Below are 21,825 nucleotides of genomic sequence, written 5' to 3'. Positions count from 1 at the left end.
CGGCCTATTCAATGCTCGATGAGGATTCCCATGCGCGCGATTCGCATGCTGTTGGTTTCTGCCCTGACCTTGGGCTCGGTTACGGCTTATGCCGGTGAGCAAGACGTACAACGCCTGACCCAGCTGCTGGAAAAGTCGCAGACCCTGGAGGCCAACTTTTCCCAGCTGACCCTGGACGCCGGCGGCACCAGCCTGCAGGAAACCTCCGGCAAGATGACGGTGAAGCGCCCGGGCCTGTTCTACTGGCACACCAATGCGCCGCAGGAGCAGGTGGTGGTGTCCGACGGCAAGAACGTCACCCTGTGGGACCCGGACCTGGAACAGGCGACCATCAAGAAGCTCGACCAGCGCCTGAACCAGACCCCGGCGCTGTTGTTGTCCGGTGATGTGTCGAAAATCAGCCAGAGCTTCGACATCACCTCCAAGGAGCAGGGCGAAGTGATGGACTTCACCCTCAAGCCCAAGACCAAGGACACCTTGTTCGATTCCCTGCGCGTCTCGTTCCGCAAGGGCCTGATCAACGACATGCAGCTGGTCGACAGCGTCGGCCAGCGCACCAACATCCTGTTCAATGGCGTCAAGGCCAACCAGGCGGTGCCGGACAGCCAGTTCAAGTTCGACATCCCCAAAGGCGCGGACGTCATCAAGGAGTAAGCAGAGCTCGCCATGGACCTGTTTCGAAGCGAACCCGTCGCCCAGCCCCTGGCTGCACGCCTGCGCCCGTCGAACCTGGACGAGTACGTAGGCCAGGAGCACCTGCTGGCGCGCGGCAAACCGCTGCGCGAGGCGCTGGAGCAGGGCGCGCTGCACTCGATGATTTTCTGGGGGCCGCCGGGGGTGGGTAAAACCACCCTGGCGCGGCTGCTGGCGCAGTTCTGCGACGCCCATTTCGAAACGGTGTCGGCGGTGCTGGCCGGGGTCAAGGAGATCCGCCAGGCGGTGGAAGTGGCCAAGCAGCAGGCCGGCCAGTATGGCCGGCGTACCATCCTGTTCGTTGACGAAGTGCACCGCTTCAACAAGTCCCAGCAGGACGCCTTCCTGCCCTACGTGGAAGATGGCACGCTGCTGTTCATCGGCGCCACCACCGAGAACCCGTCCTTCGAGCTGAACAACGCGCTGCTGTCGCGGGCCCGGGTGTACGTGCTCAAGAGCCTGGACGAGCCAGCGCTGCGCAAGCTGGTGAACCGTGCGCTGAGCGAAGAGCGTGGCCTTGGCAAGCGTAACCTGCAGGTGGGTGACGAGGCCTTCAAGATGCTGATGGCCGCCGCCGATGGCGATGGCCGGCGCATGCTCAATTTCCTTGAAAATGCCGCGGACCTGGCCGAAGACGGCAGCGAAATCGACGTGCAGATGCTGCAAAGCCTGCTTGGCGACAGCCGCCGCCGGTTCGACAAGGGCGGCGAGGCGTTCTACGACCAGATTTCCGCCCTGCACAAGTCGGTGCGCGGTTCCAACCCCGATGCTGCCCTGTACTGGTTCGCGCGCATGCTCGATGGCGGCTGCGACCCACTGTACATCGCCCGCCGCGTGGTGCGCATGGCCAGCGAGGACATCGGCAACGCCGACCCCCGCGCCTTGAGCCTGTGCCTGGCGGCCTGGGACGTGCAGGAGCGCCTGGGCAGCCCCGAGGGCGAGCTGGCGGTGGCCCAGGCCATCACCTACATCGCCTGCGCGCCGAAGAGCAACGCCGTGTACATGGGCTTCAAGAACGCCCTGCGCGAGGCGGGCGAGCATGGCTCGCTGGAAGTACCGCTGCACCTGCGCAACGCCCCGACCAAGCTGATGAAGCAGCTGGGCTACGGTGACGAGTACCGCTATGCCCACGACGAGCCCGATGCCTACGCCGCCGGTGAAGACTACTTCCCCGACGCACTGGAGCCACGGCCATACTACCAGCCCGTGCCCCGCGGCCTGGAGCTGAAGATCGGCGAGAAGCTGCGCCACCTGGCCGAACTTGACCGCAACAGCCCGCGGCAGCGGAGAAAGCCGTGATGGCCGCTGCCTTGGGCTATACCAGTATCAGCGCAGTGGCCGGGCTGTCGGCCCGCCACTGACCCCATTCTGAACCAACACCTACCTATAACGAGAGAACGATATGCTCGATTCCAAACTGTTACGCGGCCAACTTCAGGAAGTGGCAGATCGCCTGGCCTCCCGTGGCTTCAGCCTGGATGTCGCGCGCATCGAATCGCTGGAAGAGCGCCGCAAGGCCGTGCAAACCCGCACCGAGCAACTGCAGGCCGAGCGTAACGCCCGTTCCAAATCGATCGGCCAGGCCAAGGCCAAGGGCGAAGACATCGCCCCGCTGATGGCTGATGTGGAGCGCATGGCCAATGAACTGGCCGCCGGTAAAACCGAGCTGGACGCCATTCAGGCGGAGCTTGACGGCATCCTGCTGACCATCCCCAACCTGCCGGACGCCAGCGTGCCGGTGGGCGCCAGTGAAGACGACAACGTCGAAGTGCGCCGCTGGGGTACGCCAACGGCCTTCGACTTCGAGATCAAGGACCACGTCGCCCTGGGCGAAGTGAGCGGTGGCCTGGACTTCGAGGCGGCAGCCAAGCTGTCTGGCGCCCGTTTTGCCGTGCTGCGCGGCCCGATTGCCCGCCTGCACCGCGCCCTGGCGCAGTTCATGATCAACCTGCACACCGGCGAGCACGGCTACGAGGAGCACTACACCCCGTACCTGGTGCAGGCCCCGGCCCTGCAGGGCACCGGCCAGCTGCCGAAGTTCGAGGAAGACCTGTTCAAGATCACCCGCGAAGGCGAGGCTGACTTCTACCTGATTCCAACCGCCGAAGTGTCGCTGACCAACCTGGTGGCCGGTGAAATCCTCGATGCCAAGCAGCTGCCGCTCAAGCTGGTCGCCCACACCCCGTGCTTCCGCAGCGAAGCCGGTGCGTCGGGCCGCGATACCCGCGGCATGATCCGCCAGCACCAGTTCGACAAGGTCGAGATGGTGCAGGTAGTGGAGCCGTCCAAGTCGATGGAAGCCCTGGAAGGCTTGACTGCCAACGCCGAGCGCGTGCTGCAGCTGCTGGAGCTGCCCTACCGCGTGCTGGCCCTGTGCACCGGCGACATGGGCTTTGGCGCCGTGAAAACCTACGACCTGGAAGTGTGGGTGCCGAGCCAGGACAAGTACCGCGAGATCAGCTCCTGCTCCAACTGCGGTGACTTCCAGGCGCGCCGCATGCAGGCCCGCTGGCGCAACCCGGAAACCGGCAAGCCGGAACTGGTGCACACCCTCAACGGTTCGGGCCTGGCCGTTGGCCGTACCCTGGTGGCGGTGCTGGAGAACTACCAGCAGGCCGACGGTTCGATTCGCGTGCCGGACGTGCTGAAGCCGTACATGGGCGGCGTCGAGGTTATCCGCTAAATGGATTACCTGCCGCTGTTCCACAAGCTGCAGGGCGGCCGTGTGCTGGTCGTCGGCGGCGGTGAGATCGCCCTGCGCAAGGCGCGCCTGCTGGCCGATGCCGGCGCTGCGCTGCGCGTGGTGGCGCCGGACGTCGACGGCCAGCTGGCCGCGTTGGCCCGGGAAGGTGGCGGTGAGGTGCTGGTGCGTGGCTATCAGGCCACTGATCTTGCCGGTTGCCGGCTGGTGATCGCGGCCACCGACGACCCTGGGCTCAATGCCCAGGTGTCGGCCGATGCGCAGGCGCAGAGCCTGCCGGTCAACGTGGTGGATGCACCGGCCTTGTGCACGGTGATCTTCCCGGCGATCGTCGACCGCTCACCGCTGGTGATTGCGGTGTCCAGTGGCGGCGATGCCCCGGTGCTGGCGCGGTTGATCCGCGCCAAGCTGGAGGCCTGGATTCCCTCGGCCTACGGCGAACTGGCGGGGCTTGCGGCGCGTTTTCGGCACAAGGTGAAATCCCTGTACCCGGACGTCAACCAGCGCCGCGGCTTCTGGGAAACCGTATTCCAGGGGCCGATTGCCGAGCGCCAGCTGGCTGGCCAGGGTGGCGAGGCCGAGCGCCTGTTGCAGGCGATGGTCGACGGCGCGCCGGTGCAGCAGGGCGGCGAGGTGTACCTGGTGGGGGCGGGGCCGGGCGATCCGGATTTGCTGACCTTCCGCGCCTTGCGCCTGATGCAGCAAGCCGACGTGGTGCTGTACGACCGTTTGGTGGCACCTGCGATCATCGAGATGTGCCGGCGCGATGCCGAGCGTATCTACGTGGGCAAGCGCCGCGCCGACCATGCCGTACCCCAGGAGCAGATCAACCGGCTGCTGGTCGACCTGGCCCAGCAGGGCAAGCGGGTGCTGCGCCTCAAGGGCGGAGATCCGTTCATCTTCGGCCGTGGTGGCGAGGAGATCGAGGAACTGGCCGAGCATGGCATCCCGTTCCAGGTGGTGCCGGGCATTACCGCGGCCAGTGGCTGTTCCGCCTACGGCGGCATTCCGCTGACTCACCGGGATTACGCCCAGTCGGTGCGCTTCGTCACCGGGCACCTCAAGGATGGCACCAGCAACCTGCCCTGGCATGACCTGGTGGCGCCGGCCCAGACCCTGGTGTTCTACATGGGGCTGGTGGGCTTGCCGACCATCTGTGCCGAACTGATTCGCCATGGGCGGGCGGCCAGTACTCCGGCGGCCCTAGTGCAGCAGGGGACCACGCGCAATCAGCGGGTGTTTACCGGCACCTTGGCGGATTTGCCAGCGCTGGTGGCCCAGCATGAGGTGCATGCGCCGACTCTGGTGATTGTTGGGGAAGTGGTGCAGTTGCGCGACAAGCTGGCCTGGTTCGAAGGTTCGCAAAACGGCTGAAACCGTTGGGGCCGCTTTGCGGCCCTATCGCGACCTGCGGTCGCTCCTACCGGGCATGCATATCCCCTGTAGGAGCGACCGCAGGTCGCGATAGGGCTGCAAAGCAGCCCCAACGATCTCACCCCTGATATATCCCTTTCCCGACCAACCGCGCCCGATCATGCGGCACGGTAAGGTCCTGCAACGGCCCCTTTGGCACGATCCCGTTCGGGTTGATGGTCTTGTGGCTCATGTAGTAATGCTTCTGGATATGCTCCATGTCCACAGTCCCCGCCACCCCCGGCCACTGGTACAGCTCACGCAGCCAGTTCGACAGGTTGTGGTAGTCGCTCAGGCGCCGCAGGTTGCACTTGAAGTGCCCGTGGTACACCGCATCGAAGCGCACCAGCGTGGTGAACAGACGCACATCGGCTTCGGTCAGGTATTCGCCGGCCAGGTAGCGGTTGCGGCCTAGCAAGTCCTCCAGATGATCCAGCTCGTTGAACACCTCGTCGAACGCCGCCTCGTAGGCGTCCTGGGTGGTGGCGAAGCCTGCGCGGTACACGCCGTTGTTCACCGCCGGGTAAATGCGTTCGTTCAACGCCTCGATGGCGGGGCGCAGTGGCTCGGGGTACAGGTCCAGGCTATTGCCGGTAAGTTCATTGAACGCACTGTTGAAGATGCGGATGATTTCCGACGATTCGTTGTTGACGATGCGCTGCTCTTTTTTGTCCCACAGCACAGGCACGGTCACGCGGCCGGTGTAGTGCGGGTCGTCCTGGGTGTAGCGCTGGTGCAGGTACTGCAGGGCGTCGAGGTGGTCGCCGCTGGAGCCTTGCTCGGTGTCGAAGGTCCAGCCATGGTCCTGCATCAGCCAGCTGACCACGGAAACATCGATCAATGGCTCCAGGCCCTTGAGGGCACGCACGATCAGGGTGCGGTGGGCCCAGGGGCAGGCCAGCGAGACGTACAGGTGATAGCGGCCAGCTTCAGGGGCGGGCAGGGCATTGCGGCGTTGGGCGTTTTCGCGTTTGAACGTGCCGTCCTTGCCGTTTTCATACCACTGGTCATGCCAGCGGCCGTCGATCAAAAGGCCCATGCTGAGCTCCTCGGAAACAAAAGTGTTTGTCGTTGGAGCCCAGTCTAGGGAAAAACGTTCGAATAACTAGCGCAAAGACTGCGGTGGTTTTATCTGTTAATTCGATTGATTGCGCTTGGCCCAGTAGTCACGTGCCTTGGCGAACGCCTGGTCGCGGTCGTCGCCCAGGCCACGCAGGGCCAGCGCCAGGGTGGCGACCACGGCCATTTCGCCATAGCTGTCCTCGGCTTCGCCGCGCCACACGGCCAGCAAATGCTCCGGTTGCAGGCTGGGCGGCTTCACATGGCGGCGCTCGCTCAGCGCTGGCCATTCCTCGTCCCAGGCTTGACCAGCGGTGGTGCCATACAGGTGGCTGATGACATCCGGGTTGACCTCGATTTCGCCGCCATCGCCCTTGATCACGATGACGTGATCGCCCAACAGCTGGCTGGCTTCGCGGTGCACGGCCTGGTAACCGGGGTGGAAGATGCTCTGCAGGCCACAGCGTGCGCCCAGCGGGTTGAGCACCCGGGCCAGGGAGTGGATGGGCGAGCGCAGGCCGAGGGTGTTGCGCAGGTCGATCATCCGTTGCAACTGCGGCGCCCAGTCGTGCAGTGGGGCAAAGGCCAGGTGCTGTTGCTCCAGGGCCTGGCTGACCGATGCCCAGTCGCGGCACAGCGGGATATCCAGCAAGGCCAGCAACTGCTCGGTGTACAACCGCCCGGCAGTGTGGGCGCCGCCACCGTGCATGAGAATACGCACGCCGTTGGCGGCCAGGCACTTGGCGCTGAGCAGGTACCAGGGCAGGTGGCGCTTCTTGCCGGCATAGGTTGGCCAGTCGATGTCCACGGCAATGGGTGGCGCCTGCAGGTGGCTGCGCAGGGCTTCGGTGAAGCCGGCAAGCTCTTCGGCGCTTTCTTCCTTGTGCCGCAGCAGCATCAGGAAGGCGCCGAGCTGGGTGTCTTCGACCTTGCCTTCGAGCAGCAGGGTCATGGCGGCGCGGGCCTCTTCGCGGGTCAGGCCGCGGGCACCGCGCTTGCCTTTGCCAAGAATGCGCACGAATTCGGCGAATGGGTGTTCGGCCGGGGTTTCCAGGGTCAGTGGGCGGGCGTCGGTCATATGCAATTGGTCGGCTTGGGCAGGCCCGCCAGCTTGGCGGCGAGTTTGGCGGGGGTGCCGTTGAACAGGCGGTTGAGGTGCGGGCTGTTGCCCTTTTCCGTGCCCAGCTTGAGCGCGGTGTATTTGATCAGCGGGCGGGTGGCCGGCGACAGCTGGTACTCGGCGTAGAACTGGCGCAGCAGTTCGAGGATTTCCCAGTGCTCGGCGGTCAGGGCGATGCTTTCGCGCTCGGCCAGGGCTTGGGCAACCGGGTGCGACCAGTCTTGCAGGTCGAGCAGGAAGCCGTCCTTGTCCAGGGCGATGGCGCGATCGCCTACGGTAAGCGTACTCATAACCAGCTGTTGACCTTGTCGTAGTGCAGTGACAGTGCGACGAAGGCCGGGTAGTCCACGGCCTTGGCCAGCTCGCTGGCGATGGCGCGGGCTTGCAGGTCTTCATCGAGGGCGAACAGGCGTTGGGCCAGGCCTGCCGCTTCGAGCTGGCGCTGGCTGTCGCTGCCCTGGCGCAGGGCGTAGACCGCGTCGCCGCACAACAGCACGCCGTCGTCGGCGGCGAGCAGGCGCAGGCAGCTGGCCAGGCGTTCGTCAGCGAACGGGGAGTGGGATAACACGTGCAGGGTTGCCATCAGAGCGTCACCACTTGGTCGAAACGGGCAATCAGGGCCTTGAGCGCGGCGGCGTCCAGCACCTCCACTTGCAGGGCCAGGGCGTCGGTGGGCAGCCCCCGGCGTGCCAGGCTGTGCCCGCAGGCGAACAGCTCGTCGACGCCGAACATCGGCAAGGCTTGCAGGTTGGCGGCAAGGTTCTTTTGCTGCACCGCAGCCGGTTGCTGGTCGGGTGCGAGCTGGAGTACGCCGTCATCGAGAAACAGCATGGCCAGGGGCAGGTCGAAGGCGCCGCCCGCCAGGGCGATATCCAGCGCCTCGCGGGCGGACGGGCCGCTCCACGGCGCCTGGCGGCTGATGATCAACATGGACTTGGCCATTTCAGTCGCCTCCGAAGCAGACCAGGCGGTCGGCAGTTTGTGCGGCTTCATGCAGCTGGCCCAGGCCAGACAACTCCCAGGGCTTGGGCAGGTTTACCGCCGGGCGCTGGTAGCGGCTGGCCTCGGCCTCGTCGAGCACGCCACGGCGCAATGCGGCGGCGATGCACACCACGGCATCGAGCTGGTGGGTGTCGATGAAGGCACGCCACTGGGCGGCGATGTCCTGTTCATCCTGGGGCGTGACCACGTTGGCCGAGGCGCTGTGCACCCCGTCCTGGTAGAAGAACAGCCGGGCAATCTCATGCCCGCCGGCCAGCGCCGCCTCGGCAAAGCGCAGGGCGCGGCGCGAGGAGGGGGCATGTGCCGGGGAAAATACCGCAATGGCGAATTTCATGGGCAACTCGTGCAAGGGAATGCCGCCATGATAAAGCAAAAAAGCCCGCCCCCGCTGTAGCAAGCTCGCCACGATCCCTGCGGGCTGCGCTGCCGCGCAGGCACCGCACCGTAATCCCCTGTAGGAGCGGGCTTGCCCCGCGAACACCGGCGCAGCCGGTGCCACGCACCGCCTTGCTTGCTTGGCCGGTCAAGCCTGTTCCTTGCTCTCCGGCAAGAACCAGTTCAGCACCAGCGCACAAATACCACCGGTAGCCACCCCCGATTCCAGCACGTTGCGAATCGCCGCCGGCATATGCGCCAGGAACTCTGGCACCTGCGCCACACCCAGCCCCAAGGCCAGCGACACGGCAATGATCAGCAACGCACGGCGGTCTAACCGCGTGCTGGCCAGGATATTGATACCCGAAGCCGCCACGGCACCGAACATCACCATGGCCGCGCCGCCCAGTACCGGCTCAGGCACCGCCTGGATCACGCCTGCCACCGTCGGGAACAACCCCAGCAGCACCAGCATCACGGCAATCCAGATACCGATATGGCGGCTGGCAATGCCGGTCAGCTGAATCACGCCATTGTTCTGGGCGAAGATCGAGCTTGGGAAGGTGTTGAACAGCCCGGCCAGCAGCGAGTTGGCGCCGTTGACCAGCACACCGCCCTTGATGCGCTGCATCCACACCGGCCCTTCGACAGGCTGGCGCGACACTTTGCTGGTGGCGGTGACGTCACCAATGGCTTCCAGCGAGGTCACCAGGTAGATCACCAGCATTGGAATGAACAGCGCCCAGGAGAAACCCAGGCCAAAATGCAATGGCGTCGGCACCTGGAACAGCGCGGCCTGGTGCATGCCAGTGAAATCCAGGCGGCCCAGGTAGGCGGCCAGGGCATAGCCGACCGCCAGGGCGATGACGATGGCGCAGCTGCGCATCCACACCACCGGAACCCGGTTGAGCACCACGATCACCGCAAGTACGGCGCCGGACAGCATCAGGTTCTCGCCATTGGCGAAGGTGCCGTTGGCCATGGCGCCAAAGCCGCCACCCATGCTGATGAGGCCGACCTTGATCAGGGTCAGGCCGATCATCAGCACGACAATACCGGTCACCAGTGGGGTGATCAGGCGTTTGACGAACGGCAGGATCCGCGAAACGCCCATTTCCACGAAGGAACCTGCAATCACCACGCCGAAGATCGCCGCCATCACGCTTTCAACTGGCGTGCCTTGCTTGACCATCAGCGCGCCGCCAGCTATCAGCGGGCCGACGAAGTTGAAGCTGGTGCCCTGAACGATCAGCAACCCGGCGCCGAAGGGCCCGAAGCGTTTGCACTGCACGAAGGTGGCGATACCGGAAATCACCAGCGACATGGAGACGATCAGGTTGGTATCACGAGCCGAAACACCCAGGGCCTGGCAGATCAGCAAGCCAGGGGTGACGATCGGCACGATGATGGCCAGCAGGTGCTGCAGCGCTGCCAACAGGCCGATCACCAGCCGTGGCTTGTCTTCAAGGCCAAGTACCAGTTCGTTGGCAGGCGCCGCCGCGCCTGGGCTGTTTTCGTGTGAGCTCATCTAGGAAGCTGCCCCGGAAGAAAAAAGGAGCGCATTCTACGGGCAGAAGTGGGATTGGGGTAGGGGAATGCACGATACCGGCAAGATCGGCGATCAATTGCCTTGCTTTTTGACTTTTTAGTCAGCTTCAGGGTGTTTGACGAGGGAGCAGGGGCGAGGCTGACTGGGGCTTGGCTTGGGTTATGAGGTGGGGCGGAAATCGAGCGCCGCCCGTGCGGCGCATCGCGAGCTGCGCTCGCTCCTACGTTGTGACCGCCTTGTTTGTACGACGCAATTACGAGACAGGCCCCAAGGCGGTCGCGCGCAATTCACTGGCCCGAAACAAACGTAGGAGCGAGCACAGCTCGCGATGCGCCGCGCAGGCGGCGCTCGATCTCACAGGCGCCGCCCCCTCAAGGCAAGCACCTCACAACTCCCCGCATGTTCTTCAACACGCAAAGAAAAGCCCGCCGAAGCGGGCTTTTCCAAACACTCAATCAATTCAAATCAGTCGTCACGGCCCATGATGCCAAACAGCTGCAGCAGGCTGACAAACAGGTTGTAGATCGACACATACAGGCTGATGGTCGCCATGATGTAGTTCCGCTCACCGCCATGAATGATGGCGCTGGTCTGGAACAGGATGCACACCGACGAGAACAGCACGAAGCCTGCGCTGATCGCCAACTGCAGCCCGCTGATCTGGAAGAAGAAGCTCGCCACCACGGCGCCCAGCAGCACGAAGAAGCCGGCGGTGATGAAGCCGCTCAGGAAGCTCATGTCCTTGCGGGTGATCAACACGTAGGCCGACAGGCCGCCAAACACCAGGGCAGTCATGGCGAACGCCGAGCTGACAACCTCAGCACCGCCTGCCATACCCAGGTAACGGTTCAGGATCGGGCCGAGAAAAAAGCCCATGAAGCCGGTGAGGGCAAAGGTGGACACCAGGCCCCAGGCCGAATCACGTAGTTTGTTGGTGAGGAAGAACAGGCCATAGAAACCGATCAGCACCACGAACACGTTCGGGTAGCCGACGCGCATCTGCTGGGCCACGAAGGCCATCACGCCGCTGAAGGCGAGGGTGAGTGCCAGCAGGCTGTAGGTGTTGCGCAGGACCTTGCTAACCTCCTGCTGCTCGGCCTGTAGGCCGTGGTTTACGGCATAATCCTGTTCGCGCATGGCGACACTCCTGTGGTTTTGGACGTTCAGATGCTAGGAGTCTACCAGAGCACTCGCAACCCGCGACACAGAGAGTTTGACAGCGTGTTTCATTACGGTATTATGGCCGCCGCAAAACAAGCTGGAAGCGTGGCCGAGTGGTTTAAGGCAACGGTCTTGAAAACCGTCGATGGGCAACTATCCTAGAGTTCGAATCTCTACGCTTCCGCCATACAAATGCCTGATTTCATTGATGTTTGCCTTAGGCGACCCCTCAAAAGGGAACGTTTTGGGAACATTGGGAGATCGAAGGCAAGCGAAAAGTCCGTCAGCAGGCTGTCTGAAGTCCTGCAATCTGCACGGCCTTTCAAGAGAATGCTCCGTATCGAAAGATACGGAGCATTTTTCGTTCTAGGTTCTGTATGAAAACCTTTGAAACCTCACCGGAGCCGCTGGAAGCCTGATTTTTCGTAGAGTTCTCGCTTTTTTAGGCGAAGGATTCTGCCATGCCCAAGCGATACGAACTTTCCGACACAGAATGGGAAATAGTCGCGGACCTCTTCACCGAACATCGACGTACGGGACGCCCAAGAGTCGACGATCGCTTGATGCTCAACGGCGTGTTGTGGGTGCTGTGCTCCGGTGCAACCTGGCGGGACATGCCTGAACGATTCGGGCCTTGGTCGACGGTCTATCAACGATTTCGAGACTGGCGAAACCAAGGAACCTTCAACAAGATGCTCAAGCGGTTACACCTCAAACTCAATGCACAGGGCCAGATTGACTTGACCACCTGGTGCATCGACTCAACCGCTGTGAGGGCCACCCGTGCCTCTGCCGGAGCAGGCAAAAAAGGGGGCTGAAGAACCAACGGACCACGCACCTGGACGAAGCCGGGGCGGGTTGGCGACGAAAGTTCACTTGGTCAGTGACGCCCATGGCATCCCACTCCACTCCACTTCACGCTCTCAGGTGGTAACGCCAGCGACATCTCCCATGCTCAGCGCCTGCTGGACGGTGTCCACATTCCCTCGAATCGAGGTCGGCCACGCAAGCGCTGCCGCTGGCTCCTGGCCGACAAAGGCTATGACGCAGAATCCTTGCGGCAATACTGCGACCGCTATCGGATGCAGCCGGTGATTCCGCTGCGTGGAATGAAGCGCAAGCCGAAGCTGGGTTTATCGCGCCTTTTTGACAAGCCCAAGTATCGGCTGCCTCGCAAGGGCATCTGCACATGGTTCGCTACCTGGTTGATGGGGAATGCCTCAGCAACCGGTGAATCAGCCGCTATCCAGGTAGGGGTCAGCCGTCACTGAACCTTCGAATGTCGAGACGAGCATCTTGGGAAATGCTGCGTGAGTGAGAATGATTCTAGATGTATGATGCATTGCATTCTCATAGGAGCCCTGCAATGCCTGCCTCTGAAGCCGTTCGGCATCATGATGTAGAAGGCCTATACAGCGATCACCACGGTTGGCTCCACGGCTGGCTTCGCAAGCGAATGGGCAGTGCGTGCGATGCTGCCGACCTGACTCAAGATACCTTCTTAAGCATCATCACCTCCGACATCTGCAGGGACATCAGGGAGCCGCGACCTTTCCTGGTTACAATCGCGCGTCGGTTGATGGCTCGAAGCTTTCGGCGAAAATTGTTGGAAACCAGCTATTTGGAAGCGTTAGCGAGCTTGCCTGAGGCGTCGACACCCTCTCCGGAAGTGCAACTTCTTGCGCTCGAGGCTTTGCAACAACTGGACGTGGCGCTGGATGGCCTTCCCGTGATCGTGAGGGAATCGTTCTTGTTAGCTCACCTCCAAGGCATGAGTTACGCGCAGATCGCCAATCAGCTCAACGTTTCTCAGAGCTCGGTCAAGCAATACCTTTCCAAGGCCAACAGGCACTGCTTGTTCGCTATCGCGCTCTAGGTGGCGGCTTCAGATCATGACCAGACAAATCGCCAATGGGCCCGTTGCGATGGCAGCGGGTCGGCCTATCGATTCAAGTGTTGCCGACGCTGCCGCCGACTGGCTGACGTTAGTCATGTCTGATGAGGTAGCGGAAGACACCTGGGAGCAGTTGCGTGAGTGGCGCAAGGCAAACCCGGATCACGAAAGGGCCTGGGCTCATATTGAAGCCGTTACGGGTCGACTGAGCACTAAAGGTGGAAAGGCCGCATACCGTGCACTGTCGCCCTACGCCGACCTGGGCGCCATCGAGCGTCGCAAGCTATTGAGCATCCTATTTTACGCTGGGGCTTTCGGTCTGACCGCCTCGCTCGCTACACGAACCCAGAGCTGGCAACGTGTCATGGCCGACTATCACACATCGACGGGAGAGCAACGCCAGGTTGCATTGAGCGATGGGACGCAAATCCTCCTCAACACTTCCAGTGCCATTGATGTGAAGTTCGATGGCCAGCTTCGGCTTGTGCGACTTCTGTCGGGGGAGATCAGGGTCATCACCGGGCACGGAAACCCTGTATCCAGTGACCGGTTGCCACCCTTCGTAGTGGAGACGCCAGAGGGCCGAATCAGAGCATTGGGGACTCGTTTCAGCGTTAGTCAGCGCGAGGGCGAGACGGTTGTTGCCGTGGAACAGAGCGCCGTTGAGATTACGCCGGGTGAAAGGCCTGATATCCGGTACCGGCTCAATGAGCTGCAACGAACTGCATTCACTCGCAACCGCGTGGGTCAGGGCTCAGCGCTTATGGACTCAGAGTTGGCCTGGACTCACGGGCAACTCATCGCAGATGAGCAATCACTGGGGGATTTCCTTGCCGACCTGAGTCGCTATCGCCCAGGCCTCATACGCTGCGACCCCTTGGTGGCAGGGCTTCGGTTCTCTGGCGTGTTCCCCTTGAATGATACCGACGCGATCTTGAACACACTGCCAACAGTGATTCCGGTAGCTGTGCGAATGCGCACGCGGTACTGGGTTGTGGTTGAGGCAGCAGGCCAGGGCAGGCCGCCAATCCAGAAGGCTTGAACACTCGGAAGCAAAAAATTTCAAATTCCTCTGCCCGATTTGTTTTCTCAAGGCACCTCTATCCCAGAGACCTTTCATCAAGCGACTCATGGGGAAGTCATGCGGGTAAAACAAAATCAGCAGCCATCTTTGTATGCGGGCCAAACGAACCCTGGGGTAAAGCGCCTCGGGCTTGAGCTTTTCCAGCGTCGACCCATCGCGGCCGCCATTATTTATGTCGCCTTGGCGGGGACGCTGGGTTCCACGCCCAATCAGGCGATGGCGGCAGAAACGCCAGGTGCAGAACATTCGCCATTTCAGCAAGCCAACTACCAGATTGAACCTGGGCCGCTTGCCCCAGCGCTTCGTAGCTTGGCCAGCACTGCCAATGTGCTGCTGACGTTTACGGCAGACCAGACTGACGGGAAGCAAACGAGCGGTGTAAAAGGACGCATGGATTTCACGTCTGCGATGGCGGCATTGTTGTCGGGCACAGGCCTTCATGCCGTACAGCTCGATACCGGTGCGTTCATCCTTGAATCTGTCGCTGGCGACAGCCAGGTAGTGCTTGCACCTGTTGACGTCAAGGCGAGGTTGGCAACCAGTACAGAGGCGCCTGCAGCGTATGCAGGCGGTCAAGTCGCCTCAGGCAGCCGCGTAGGTGTGCTGGGTAACAAGGACTTGATGGATACCCCCTTCAGTACGGTCAGCTATACCCAGCGCAAGATTCAAGACGAGCAAGCCCGCAGCGTGGCTGATGTACTGTTTGCCAGTGATCCCTCTGTGCGCGCATCGATCGGGGCGAGTAACCGCTACGATGCCTTCACCATTCGCGGGTTGAGAGTCGCGAACAGTGACGTAGCGCTCAACGGCCTGTTTGGCCTGGTTCCGAATTGGCGTATCGGCGTCGACTCTGTCGAGCGTATCGAGCTGCTCAAGGGGCCAGGGGCCTTTCTGTATGGCATGGCTCCCGCGGGCGGGGTCGGGGGCAACATCAATCTGGTCACCAAACGCGCCGATGAGGATCTCACGCGTCTGACAACGACCTATTCGTCTTCGAACATATGGGGGCAGCGGTTCGACATCGGGCGAAGAGTCGGTGACGAGAAACAGTTCGGGGTAAGGCTCAACGGCTCGCAAAATGAGGGGGCTCCCCCTTATGACGGAACGTCGGTACGAAGCAAGGACTTCTCGCTCGGCCTGGATTATCGCGCTGACCGCTTTCGGGTCTCGGGTGACTTCATCTATCAAAAGGATCACACCACGGCCCAGGAACGTGGCTATAGCCTCACCCCGGGTATCGCTGTTCCTTCTGCCCCCAATCCGCGTACCAACTTGAGCCAGTCCTATGATTTTGCTGACTCCGAGAGCACCACAGGGCTTCTGAGCGGTGAGTTCGATGTGAACGATCAGATCACGCTGTTTGCCTCCGTCGGCGCCAACAGGTTCAACTTCGAAAAGCGTGAAGCGAGTGGTGGCACCATTCTCAACGCTGCCGGTGATATCAACGTTGGCACCAATGCGCTTCAGAATGGCCAGTACGAGACCGTGACCGGTGAAGCGGGTGCGCGCTTTCGTTTCGACACGGGTGTGTTGAGCCATGAGGCAACGGTCAGCGCGAACGCGCTTGATCAGGATTACGACCTTGGCCAGATCACGTTCGCAAGCTACCGAAGCAATATCTATGCGCCGGTTACGACGACCACACCGGTGACCTCTTCGTACGGGAAGTCCAGGGCGTCCGAGCTGTCCATGCACAGCACCGCATTGGCTGACACCATAGGCTGGCATGATGATCGGGTTCAGCTCACCCTGGGTGTCCGACAGCAGTACGTCAACTCGAAGAGCTACTCAGGCACTACGGGCCTCAAGACCCGCGGCTACAGTGACACGGCAACCACGCCGACGGTCGGGCTGGTCATCCGCCCGACTGACGAACTTTCGCTGTATGCCAATTATATCGAGGGCCTGACGCCTGGGCCGACACCGCCAACTGCAGCGGTCAACTCCGGTGATGTCTTTGCACCGTTCAAGTCCAAGCAGTACGAGGCGGGCGCCAAACTTGACCTTGGATCCCTTGGCTTCGGGCTGAGCGTCTTCCAGATCGATGTACCCAACGGCATCACCGATCCTGCTACCCACGTCTTCAAGCTTGATGGCTTGCAGAGAAACAGAGGTGTAGAGCTCACGACCTTCGGCGAGATCACGCCTCGGGTTCGGTTGTTGGGCGGGGTGACATTCTTTGATGCACGCCAAGACAAGACCTCTGGTGGCAGCAACAACGGAAAATTTGCTGTCGGTGTACCGAGGGCGCAGTCGACGTTGGGGGCGGAATGGGATGTTCCTTCCATCGAAGGGCTCACACTCACTTCCAGAGCGATCTATACCGGCGAGACGTACCTGGACTCAGCCAACCAGCAAACAGCACCCTCCTGGGTGCGATACGACCTCGGTGCGCGGTATGCGTTCGCCGTTAATCATGTCCCGTTGACGCTGCGAGGCACTGTCCAGAATGTATTCGATCGACGCTACTGGGAAGCCAACCCATCGGGGTATGTCGGCGCTGGTGCGCCGCTGACGACCTGGATCTCCCTGTCCGCAGATTTTTGATCGAGCTTAGATACTCACGAGATGGAGCAGCGCCTAGCAGTGCATGGAGTCGCTGAATAGGCACTTGCTGGAACTTGGCAGCATGACCTAGGAGATTTGGGGTCTTCGAAACAGGCATGCTGCCTGGTCTCCGTCGAATCCTCAGTTGCACGAGGTGTGAGCATCAATCGATGCCCGCAGGGCAGAGTTGATCAACTTGGCTAGAGAGGTCGTCTGGTACCTGTCAGAAAATTTAGAATGCGGCGAAAAGGGGGCGAGGCACGAAGTTGTAATGTGGCCGGGCTGGAATCAAATTCTCTCGAATCAGCCAAAAAATAGGTGCCCCAAGTGAAAAAAGTAATTGAAGGTTTGGTAATGGCTTCCCTCATGACCGCCGCCCTGTCGGCTTTCGCCGAGGGGGGTGGTGACACCGTCGTAGCTCACATGGACGCATCGAGACAGCGCGCGATGGAGCATATGCGTCAAGTAGTCAAAGAACGTGCCGCTGCGAGCATTCGCTCAGAACAACAGCCGCAACAGGCTGCTGACTCCGCTCAAGGTAATGGTTGATGTTAACAGAGGGTTGATGGGAAAGAGCTAGCAGCTGGGCCCGTTACGATACCAGGCTTTGTGCGCGCCCTTGGAGCGGAGCTTCGCTGGGCGACCGAGTCGTAATCGTCGGTTAGTGGTTGGTTTTTCACGTTTTATTCAACTCCACTCCTCTATCCTCGAATGGATGGGCTTGAGGATAGGTACGATGCTAAAACCACGGCGTGAGGCATTGATGAGTGCAAGGGGAAAGTGGATAAAATGGTTTGAACGTGATCAGGGTTCATTTGCATAACAGTTGAGGTTTGAATGTGATCGTTCGCTTCATCTGTTTGTAAATGCCTGGAGGGTTTTACATGCGCGCGCGGTTCAATTGCGTTAGTGCTAATGCACATATTCATAGTTTGTTTCGCTGTTATGGGCTCAAGGCCAGTTTACTTCGGATCAAAGTAATCGAGATGCTTTTTGAGACGGTGAGCTGTAAAAATACTTTATCTGCTGGTGAGGTTTCTGAGCCGCTCAAGGCCCCTGGAATCTCACTCCTGAGTATTCGCGAAATGTTTAAGCGGTTGCAAGATGTCGGTATGGTGACTGTCCATGAGGATAAAAATTATAGCCTCAGTCAAGAAGCCATACGCACGCTTCAAGAACTAAATGCAGAGGGTCAGCCTGGCACTGACGGCAGTTGAGCGCCTGGCTTGTGGTATTCTGCTCAGGTAATTTGCTTCGCCGGAACCTCAGACAAAATTATGCCCAAGCCCTTTACCACCCTGGATGACGTCGCCAAAGCGGCGGGGATGTCGCGGGCGCAGGTTTCGCGTGCGTTGCGGGGCGATCCCGGGGTAAGGCCGGAAACCCGCCAGCGGATCGATACGATCGCGGCGCAATTGAACTATCGGCCCAATCTTGCGGCGCGTAGCCTGGTGTCGTCGCGCTCCTCGATCGTTGGGCTGATCATCGGCGACCCCAACAACCCTTTCCACATCCAACTGGCCCAGGCCGTGGACCGGCGTTTGCTCGCCGCCGGTTTCGATGCGATCACTTCGCTGCGCTCGGTCGACGACGGCGCGGCCCTGCAGGAGGTCGAACGGCTGCTGAGCCTGCGTGCGGCGGGGGTCATCCTGCTCGGGCCGGCGCATCATCCGCGGGTGATCGGCGAAATCGCCGACAAGCTGCCCTGCGTGTTCATCGGCAGCAAGCGCGTCACCCATCCTGAGGTCATCTCCATCGCGGTCGACGACGACAGTGGCGTCAGGCTTACCATGCAGCACCTATTTTCCCTGGGCCATACCCGAATCGCCCACTTGGCCGGCGGCAAGGAGCCCTCATCGAAGGAGCGGGCCAATGCCTATTGCAAGGTCATGCGTGAGGCTGGGCTTGAGCCGCTGGTGCTCCACGGCAAGCACAATGCCGCATTCGGCAGGGAAGGGGTGGACAGGCTGTTCGACAGCCGGACGCCACCCACGGCGATCTTCGCTTCCAACGACTTCATCGCGCTCGGGGTGCTGGACCGGCTCAAAGGCATGGGGCTGTCGGTGCCGCACGATGTGTCGGTGGTCGGCTTCGACGATATCCCGGATGCTGCCAACGCGTTGTTCTCATTGACCACCCTGCGCCAGGACACCGACGCCCAGGCCCAGGCGGCGGTTGAAGCGCTGCAGACCATCCTGGGGGGCAGCCCGCGGCGCAAGCGGCGTATTGAGATGGGCGTGACGCTGATCGAGAGGGCGTCTACCGCTGCTCCGGCCAGTCAATAATTATTCTCATTTTATGGGCTGCGTCAGATTGACTCACAATGTAACAATCCATAACATTCTGCGCGGTTGAGCAGCGGCCCTTCGACGGCCGCTTTTTTGTGCGTTTCTTATGAGAGCGCTCTCATTTTGTTGGTTGTATTGTGCATTTTCATACAACTGGCGCCGACAAATGAGAGCGCTCTCATACTGGCTGTACCTATGTCTTCAGGGCAGGGGAATGTGTGGGCGCCCGGCGGCGAGCATTGCCGGGCGTGAATCTGAATCCACGGCCGAGGCCGTGAATCGTGCAGGAAGGGATATGAAAGTGAAGGGCGCCATACCGATCGTGATCGGTGCCATATTGGTTTTGCTGGGGGCCGGCCTGGCCGTGGGAGGGATCAAGCTGATCACGCTGGGTGGCAGCGGGTACTACCTGCTGGCCGGGGCGATGATGGCGGCTAGCGGCATCAGTCTGGTGCGACGCAAGGTTGCCGCAACCTGGATCGCCTTGCTATTGCTGGTGATCACCGCGCTGTGGGCGTTCTGGGAGGTCGGCGTCGACTTCTGGCAACTGGTGCCACGCCTGATGACTTTCATTGTCATCGCTTTGGTACTGACCCTGCTGGTGCCGCTGCTGGACGGCAACCGCAGGTTCCTTGGCGTCGCCCCACGTGCCGGCATCAGCCTGGCGCTGGTTGCCAGCCTGGTCGGCTTTGCCGTTGGCATGTTCAAGCCGCATCCAACCGTGGTCGCCGAAAAAGGCAGCAAGGCGCCGGTGCTGGTGGCGGACGCCGGTGAAGCGGATGGCAATGACTGGACCGCCTATGGCCGCGGTACGCACGGTGAGCGCTTTGCCCAGTTCGACCAGATCAACAAGTCCAACGTCAAGGACCTGCAGGTCGCCTGGACCTTCCGTACCGGTGACATGGCCATCAACGGCGCCGAATACCAGGGTACCCCGCTGAAGGTCGATGACACGGTGTACCTGTGTACGCCGCTGAACAAGGTGTTCGCCCTGGACCCTGTCAGCGGTGCCGAGAAGTGGAAGTACGATCCGCAGATCAAGGAAACGCCGTCCAACAAGAGCTGGAAACGCTGCCGCGGTGTTGGTTACTACGATGCCGACAAGGCACCGCAGAATGCTTCCTCGCCGGCAGACCAGGTGGCAGAGGTTGCCGCTGCGCAGCCAGCCGAGTGCCGTCGCCGCATCATCACCACCACTGTGGATGCCCGCCTTATCGCGCTGGATGCCGCTACCGGCAAGCCATGCGAAGGCTTCGGCGAGCATGGCCAGGTCGACCTGCTCAAAGGCATCGGCCCGAACACCGACGGCTCCTACTACCTGACCTCGGCGCCACTGGTGGCCGGCAACGTGGTGATCGTCGGCGGCAAGATCAACGACAACCTCAAGACCGGCGAACCCTCCGGTGTGACCCGCGGCTTCGACGTACGCACCGGCAAACAGCTGTGGGCCTGGGACGCGCTGAACCCCAAACGCGGTGCGCCGCTGCCGGAAGGGCAGAACTACCCAAGCGACTCGCCGAACTTCTGGGGCACTGCCTCGTACGATCCGCAACTGGGCCTGGCCTACATCCCGACCGGTAACCAGACCCCGGACTTCTGGAACGGTGACCGTAACCCTGGCTCCGATGAGTACAACGACTCGATCGTCGCCATCGACGTCAACACCGGCGTCGACAAGTGGCATTTCCGCACTGCCAACAACGACATGTTCGACTACGACGTGTCCGCCCAACCCATCCTCTATGACCTGCCCAACAAGGAAGGCGGCAAGACCCCGGTGGTGATTGCCCTGACCAAGCGTGGCCAGATCTTCGTACTGGATCGTCGCACCGGCACCCCGGTTTTCCCGGTTGAGCAACGCAAGGTCGCCACCGATGGCATGCCGGGCATGCGCATCTCGCCGACCCAACCGTACTCGCAGCTGTCGGTCGGTACCGAGCGCTTCAAGGAATCGGACATGTGGGGCGGCACGGTCTTCGACCAGTTGATGTGCCGGATCGACTTCAAGGCCATGCGCTGGGAAGGTGAATTCACCCCGCTGGTCGAAGGCCAGGCGACCCTGATCTACCCGGGTTACTACGGTGGTTTCAACTGGGGTGGCGGCGCGCTGGACGCATCGACCGGTACGCTGATCGTCAACGACATTCGCATGGCGCAGTGGGGCCGTTTCATCAAGCGTGAGGATGCCAAGCGCACTGGCCTCAAGCCAAGCACCGAGGGTGAATACTCCGAGCAGTTGGGCACTCCGTGGGGTGTAGAGCGTTCGATGTTCGTCTCGCCGCTGGGCGTGCCCTGCTTCAAGCCGCCGTTCGGCACCATGACCGCCATCGACCTGAACAACGGCAAGACCAAGTGGCAGGTGCCCATGGGTTCGATCGAGGACGCCCCGGTGCATGGCATCGTACCTGGCGTGCACATCCCACTGGGCATGCCGACCATGGGTGGGCCACTGGTCACCAAGGGCGGTCTGACCTTCTTCCACGGTACGCTGGACTATTACATCCGCGCCCTGGACAACGATACCGGCGAAGAAGTATGGCGCGCCCGCCTGCCGGTCGGTGGCCAAGGTGCGCCAATGTCCTATGTAGGGCGCGATGGCAAGCAATACATCGTCGTCACCGTGGGTGGGGCAACCCGAACGGGTACCAACGATAATCGCGGCGACTACGTGATTGCCTATGCCTTGCCGGACGCCAGCCACTAAACCCTTGAGCCCGGCTGCAGGCTTGCCTGCAGCCAACGCTGAAGGCGCGGGTAGGCAATTTACGCCAAGGCCGCGGGCGGTACTTGGGCCAGTTGCGACCGGCAGGTATCGACCCAGGCTGTGTGAAAACGCCAGTGATTGTCTAACCTTCTGATCGTCGAGATCGTGGCGGGGACGATCATGAAACGGTTCATTGAGGGTGAGGCTCGGACGCAAGTCACGTTGCTGCCGGAGT

The 21,825-nt window shown here is 61.5% G+C and carries 19 protein-coding genes, 1 tRNA gene and 1 pseudogene; 13 read left to right on the top strand and 8 right to left on the bottom strand.

The genetic code is table 11. The features are described 5' to 3' along the window. Positions 1–30 precede the first annotated feature (30 nt). The 4 genes from lolA to cysG all read left to right on the top strand — a co-directional run bounded on the left by lolA (position 31) and on the right by cysG (position 4,768). On the top strand, positions 31–654 hold the full coding sequence (lolA, locus tag F3J44_RS09170; RefSeq protein WP_167056737.1) for an outer membrane lipoprotein chaperone LolA: 624 nt from the start codon (positions 31–33) through the stop codon (positions 652–654). 12 nt (positions 655–666) lie between these two features. Next, a complete protein-coding gene (locus tag F3J44_RS09165; RefSeq protein ID WP_167271842.1) occupies positions 667–1,992 on the top strand; it encodes a replication-associated recombination protein A in 1,326 nt (441 codons plus the stop codon). 103 nt (positions 1,993–2,095) lie between these two features. Further along, positions 2,096–3,376: a serine--tRNA ligase gene (serS, locus tag F3J44_RS09160; protein ID WP_167056729.1), complete on the top strand. Its 1,281-nt coding sequence runs from the start codon at positions 2,096–2,098 to the stop codon at positions 3,374–3,376. Then, positions 3,377–4,768 carry a siroheme synthase CysG gene (cysG, locus tag F3J44_RS09155; RefSeq protein ID WP_167271840.1) on the top strand — a complete coding sequence of 464 codons (1,392 nt, stop codon included), beginning with the start codon at positions 3,377–3,379 and terminating at the stop codon, positions 4,766–4,768. 118 nt (positions 4,769–4,886) lie between these two features. Here cysG and F3J44_RS09150 read toward each other — a convergent pair whose 3' ends face one another. The 8 genes from F3J44_RS09150 to F3J44_RS09115 form a co-directional block, all read right to left on the bottom strand. After that, on the bottom strand, positions 4,887–5,846 hold the full coding sequence (locus F3J44_RS09150; RefSeq protein WP_167271838.1) for a glutathione S-transferase family protein: 960 nt from the start codon (positions 5,844–5,846) through the stop codon (positions 4,887–4,889). Between the two features lie 96 nt (positions 5,847–5,942). Beyond that, positions 5,943–6,944: a glycosyl transferase family protein gene (locus tag F3J44_RS09145; protein ID WP_167271836.1), complete on the bottom strand. Its 1,002-nt coding sequence runs from the start codon at positions 6,942–6,944 to the stop codon at positions 5,943–5,945. Next, the gene (locus F3J44_RS09140; protein ID WP_167056716.1) at positions 6,941–7,276 is read right to left on the bottom strand and encodes a TusE/DsrC/DsvC family sulfur relay protein; all 336 of its coding nucleotides are present in this window, start codon (positions 7,274–7,276) and stop codon (positions 6,941–6,943) included. Before F3J44_RS09140 ends, F3J44_RS09145 begins: the two co-directional genes overlap by 4 nt. Then, entirely contained in the window at positions 7,273–7,569 is a 297-nt protein-coding gene (tusB, locus tag F3J44_RS09135; protein WP_167271834.1) for a sulfurtransferase complex subunit TusB, read from the bottom strand. Before tusB ends, F3J44_RS09140 begins: the two co-directional genes overlap by 4 nt. After that, positions 7,569–7,928, bottom strand: coding sequence for a sulfurtransferase complex subunit TusC (gene tusC / locus F3J44_RS09130; protein ID WP_167271831.1), 360 nt, complete (start codon positions 7,926–7,928; stop codon positions 7,569–7,571). Before tusC ends, tusB begins: the two co-directional genes overlap by 1 nt. Before the next feature lies 1 nt (position 7,929). Then, positions 7,930–8,322, bottom strand: coding sequence for a sulfurtransferase complex subunit TusD (tusD, locus tag F3J44_RS09125; RefSeq protein ID WP_167271829.1), 393 nt, complete (start codon positions 8,320–8,322; stop codon positions 7,930–7,932). Between the two features lie 189 nt (positions 8,323–8,511). Further along, positions 8,512–9,891: a nucleobase:cation symporter-2 family protein gene (locus tag F3J44_RS09120; protein ID WP_167271826.1), complete on the bottom strand. Its 1,380-nt coding sequence runs from the start codon at positions 9,889–9,891 to the stop codon at positions 8,512–8,514. A 486-nt stretch (positions 9,892–10,377) separates the two neighbouring features. After that, a complete protein-coding gene (locus F3J44_RS09115) occupies positions 10,378–11,049 on the bottom strand; it encodes a Bax inhibitor-1/YccA family protein (RefSeq protein ID WP_167271824.1) in 672 nt (223 codons plus the stop codon). Between the two features lie 123 nt (positions 11,050–11,172). Between F3J44_RS09115 and F3J44_RS09110 the strand changes: the two genes are divergently transcribed. From F3J44_RS09110 to F3J44_RS09070, 9 genes and pseudogenes are all read left to right on the top strand, one after another. Then, positions 11,173–11,260 (top strand) — tRNA-Ser (locus F3J44_RS09110). A 274-nt stretch (positions 11,261–11,534) separates the two neighbouring features. Continuing rightward, positions 11,535–12,239 (top strand): annotated as a pseudogene (locus tag F3J44_RS09105) (IS5 family transposase); the annotation flags it as partial. A 200-nt stretch (positions 12,240–12,439) separates the two neighbouring features. Then, positions 12,440–12,949: a sigma-70 family RNA polymerase sigma factor gene (locus F3J44_RS09100; RefSeq protein WP_167271822.1), complete on the top strand. Its 510-nt coding sequence runs from the start codon at positions 12,440–12,442 to the stop codon at positions 12,947–12,949. 16 nt (positions 12,950–12,965) lie between these two features. Further along, a complete protein-coding gene (locus F3J44_RS09095; RefSeq protein WP_205299792.1) occupies positions 12,966–14,009 on the top strand; it encodes a FecR domain-containing protein in 1,044 nt (347 codons plus the stop codon). A gap of 99 nt (positions 14,010–14,108) precedes the next feature. Beyond that, positions 14,109–16,598, top strand: a complete 2,490-nt coding sequence (locus F3J44_RS09090; RefSeq protein WP_167271820.1) for a TonB-dependent receptor — start codon at positions 14,109–14,111, stop codon at positions 16,596–16,598. 327 nt (positions 16,599–16,925) lie between these two features. After that, positions 16,926–17,147, top strand: a complete 222-nt coding sequence (locus F3J44_RS09085) for a co-regulatory protein PtrA N-terminal domain-containing protein (RefSeq protein WP_167271818.1) — start codon at positions 16,926–16,928, stop codon at positions 17,145–17,147. Between the two features lie 335 nt (positions 17,148–17,482). Further along, positions 17,483–17,815: a hypothetical protein gene (locus tag F3J44_RS09080; RefSeq protein ID WP_167271816.1), complete on the top strand. Its 333-nt coding sequence runs from the start codon at positions 17,483–17,485 to the stop codon at positions 17,813–17,815. Between the two features lie 60 nt (positions 17,816–17,875). Further along, a complete protein-coding gene (locus tag F3J44_RS09075) occupies positions 17,876–18,883 on the top strand; it encodes a LacI family DNA-binding transcriptional regulator (protein ID WP_167271814.1) in 1,008 nt (335 codons plus the stop codon). A 298-nt stretch (positions 18,884–19,181) separates the two neighbouring features. Continuing rightward, positions 19,182–21,590 (top strand): membrane-bound PQQ-dependent dehydrogenase, glucose/quinate/shikimate family, encoded by a 2,409-nt coding sequence (locus tag F3J44_RS09070; RefSeq protein ID WP_167271812.1) that lies wholly within the window; start codon positions 19,182–19,184, stop codon positions 21,588–21,590. The last annotated feature ends 235 nt before the right edge of the window (positions 21,591–21,825 follow it).

The organism is Pantoea sp. Tr-811 (genome assembly GCF_011752535.1).
In the GTDB taxonomy this organism is placed as follows: domain Bacteria; phylum Pseudomonadota; class Gammaproteobacteria; order Pseudomonadales; family Pseudomonadaceae; genus Aquipseudomonas.
The sequence above is the reverse complement of the archived record's forward strand: the minus strand, read 5'-3'. Positions and strand labels throughout refer to the sequence as shown.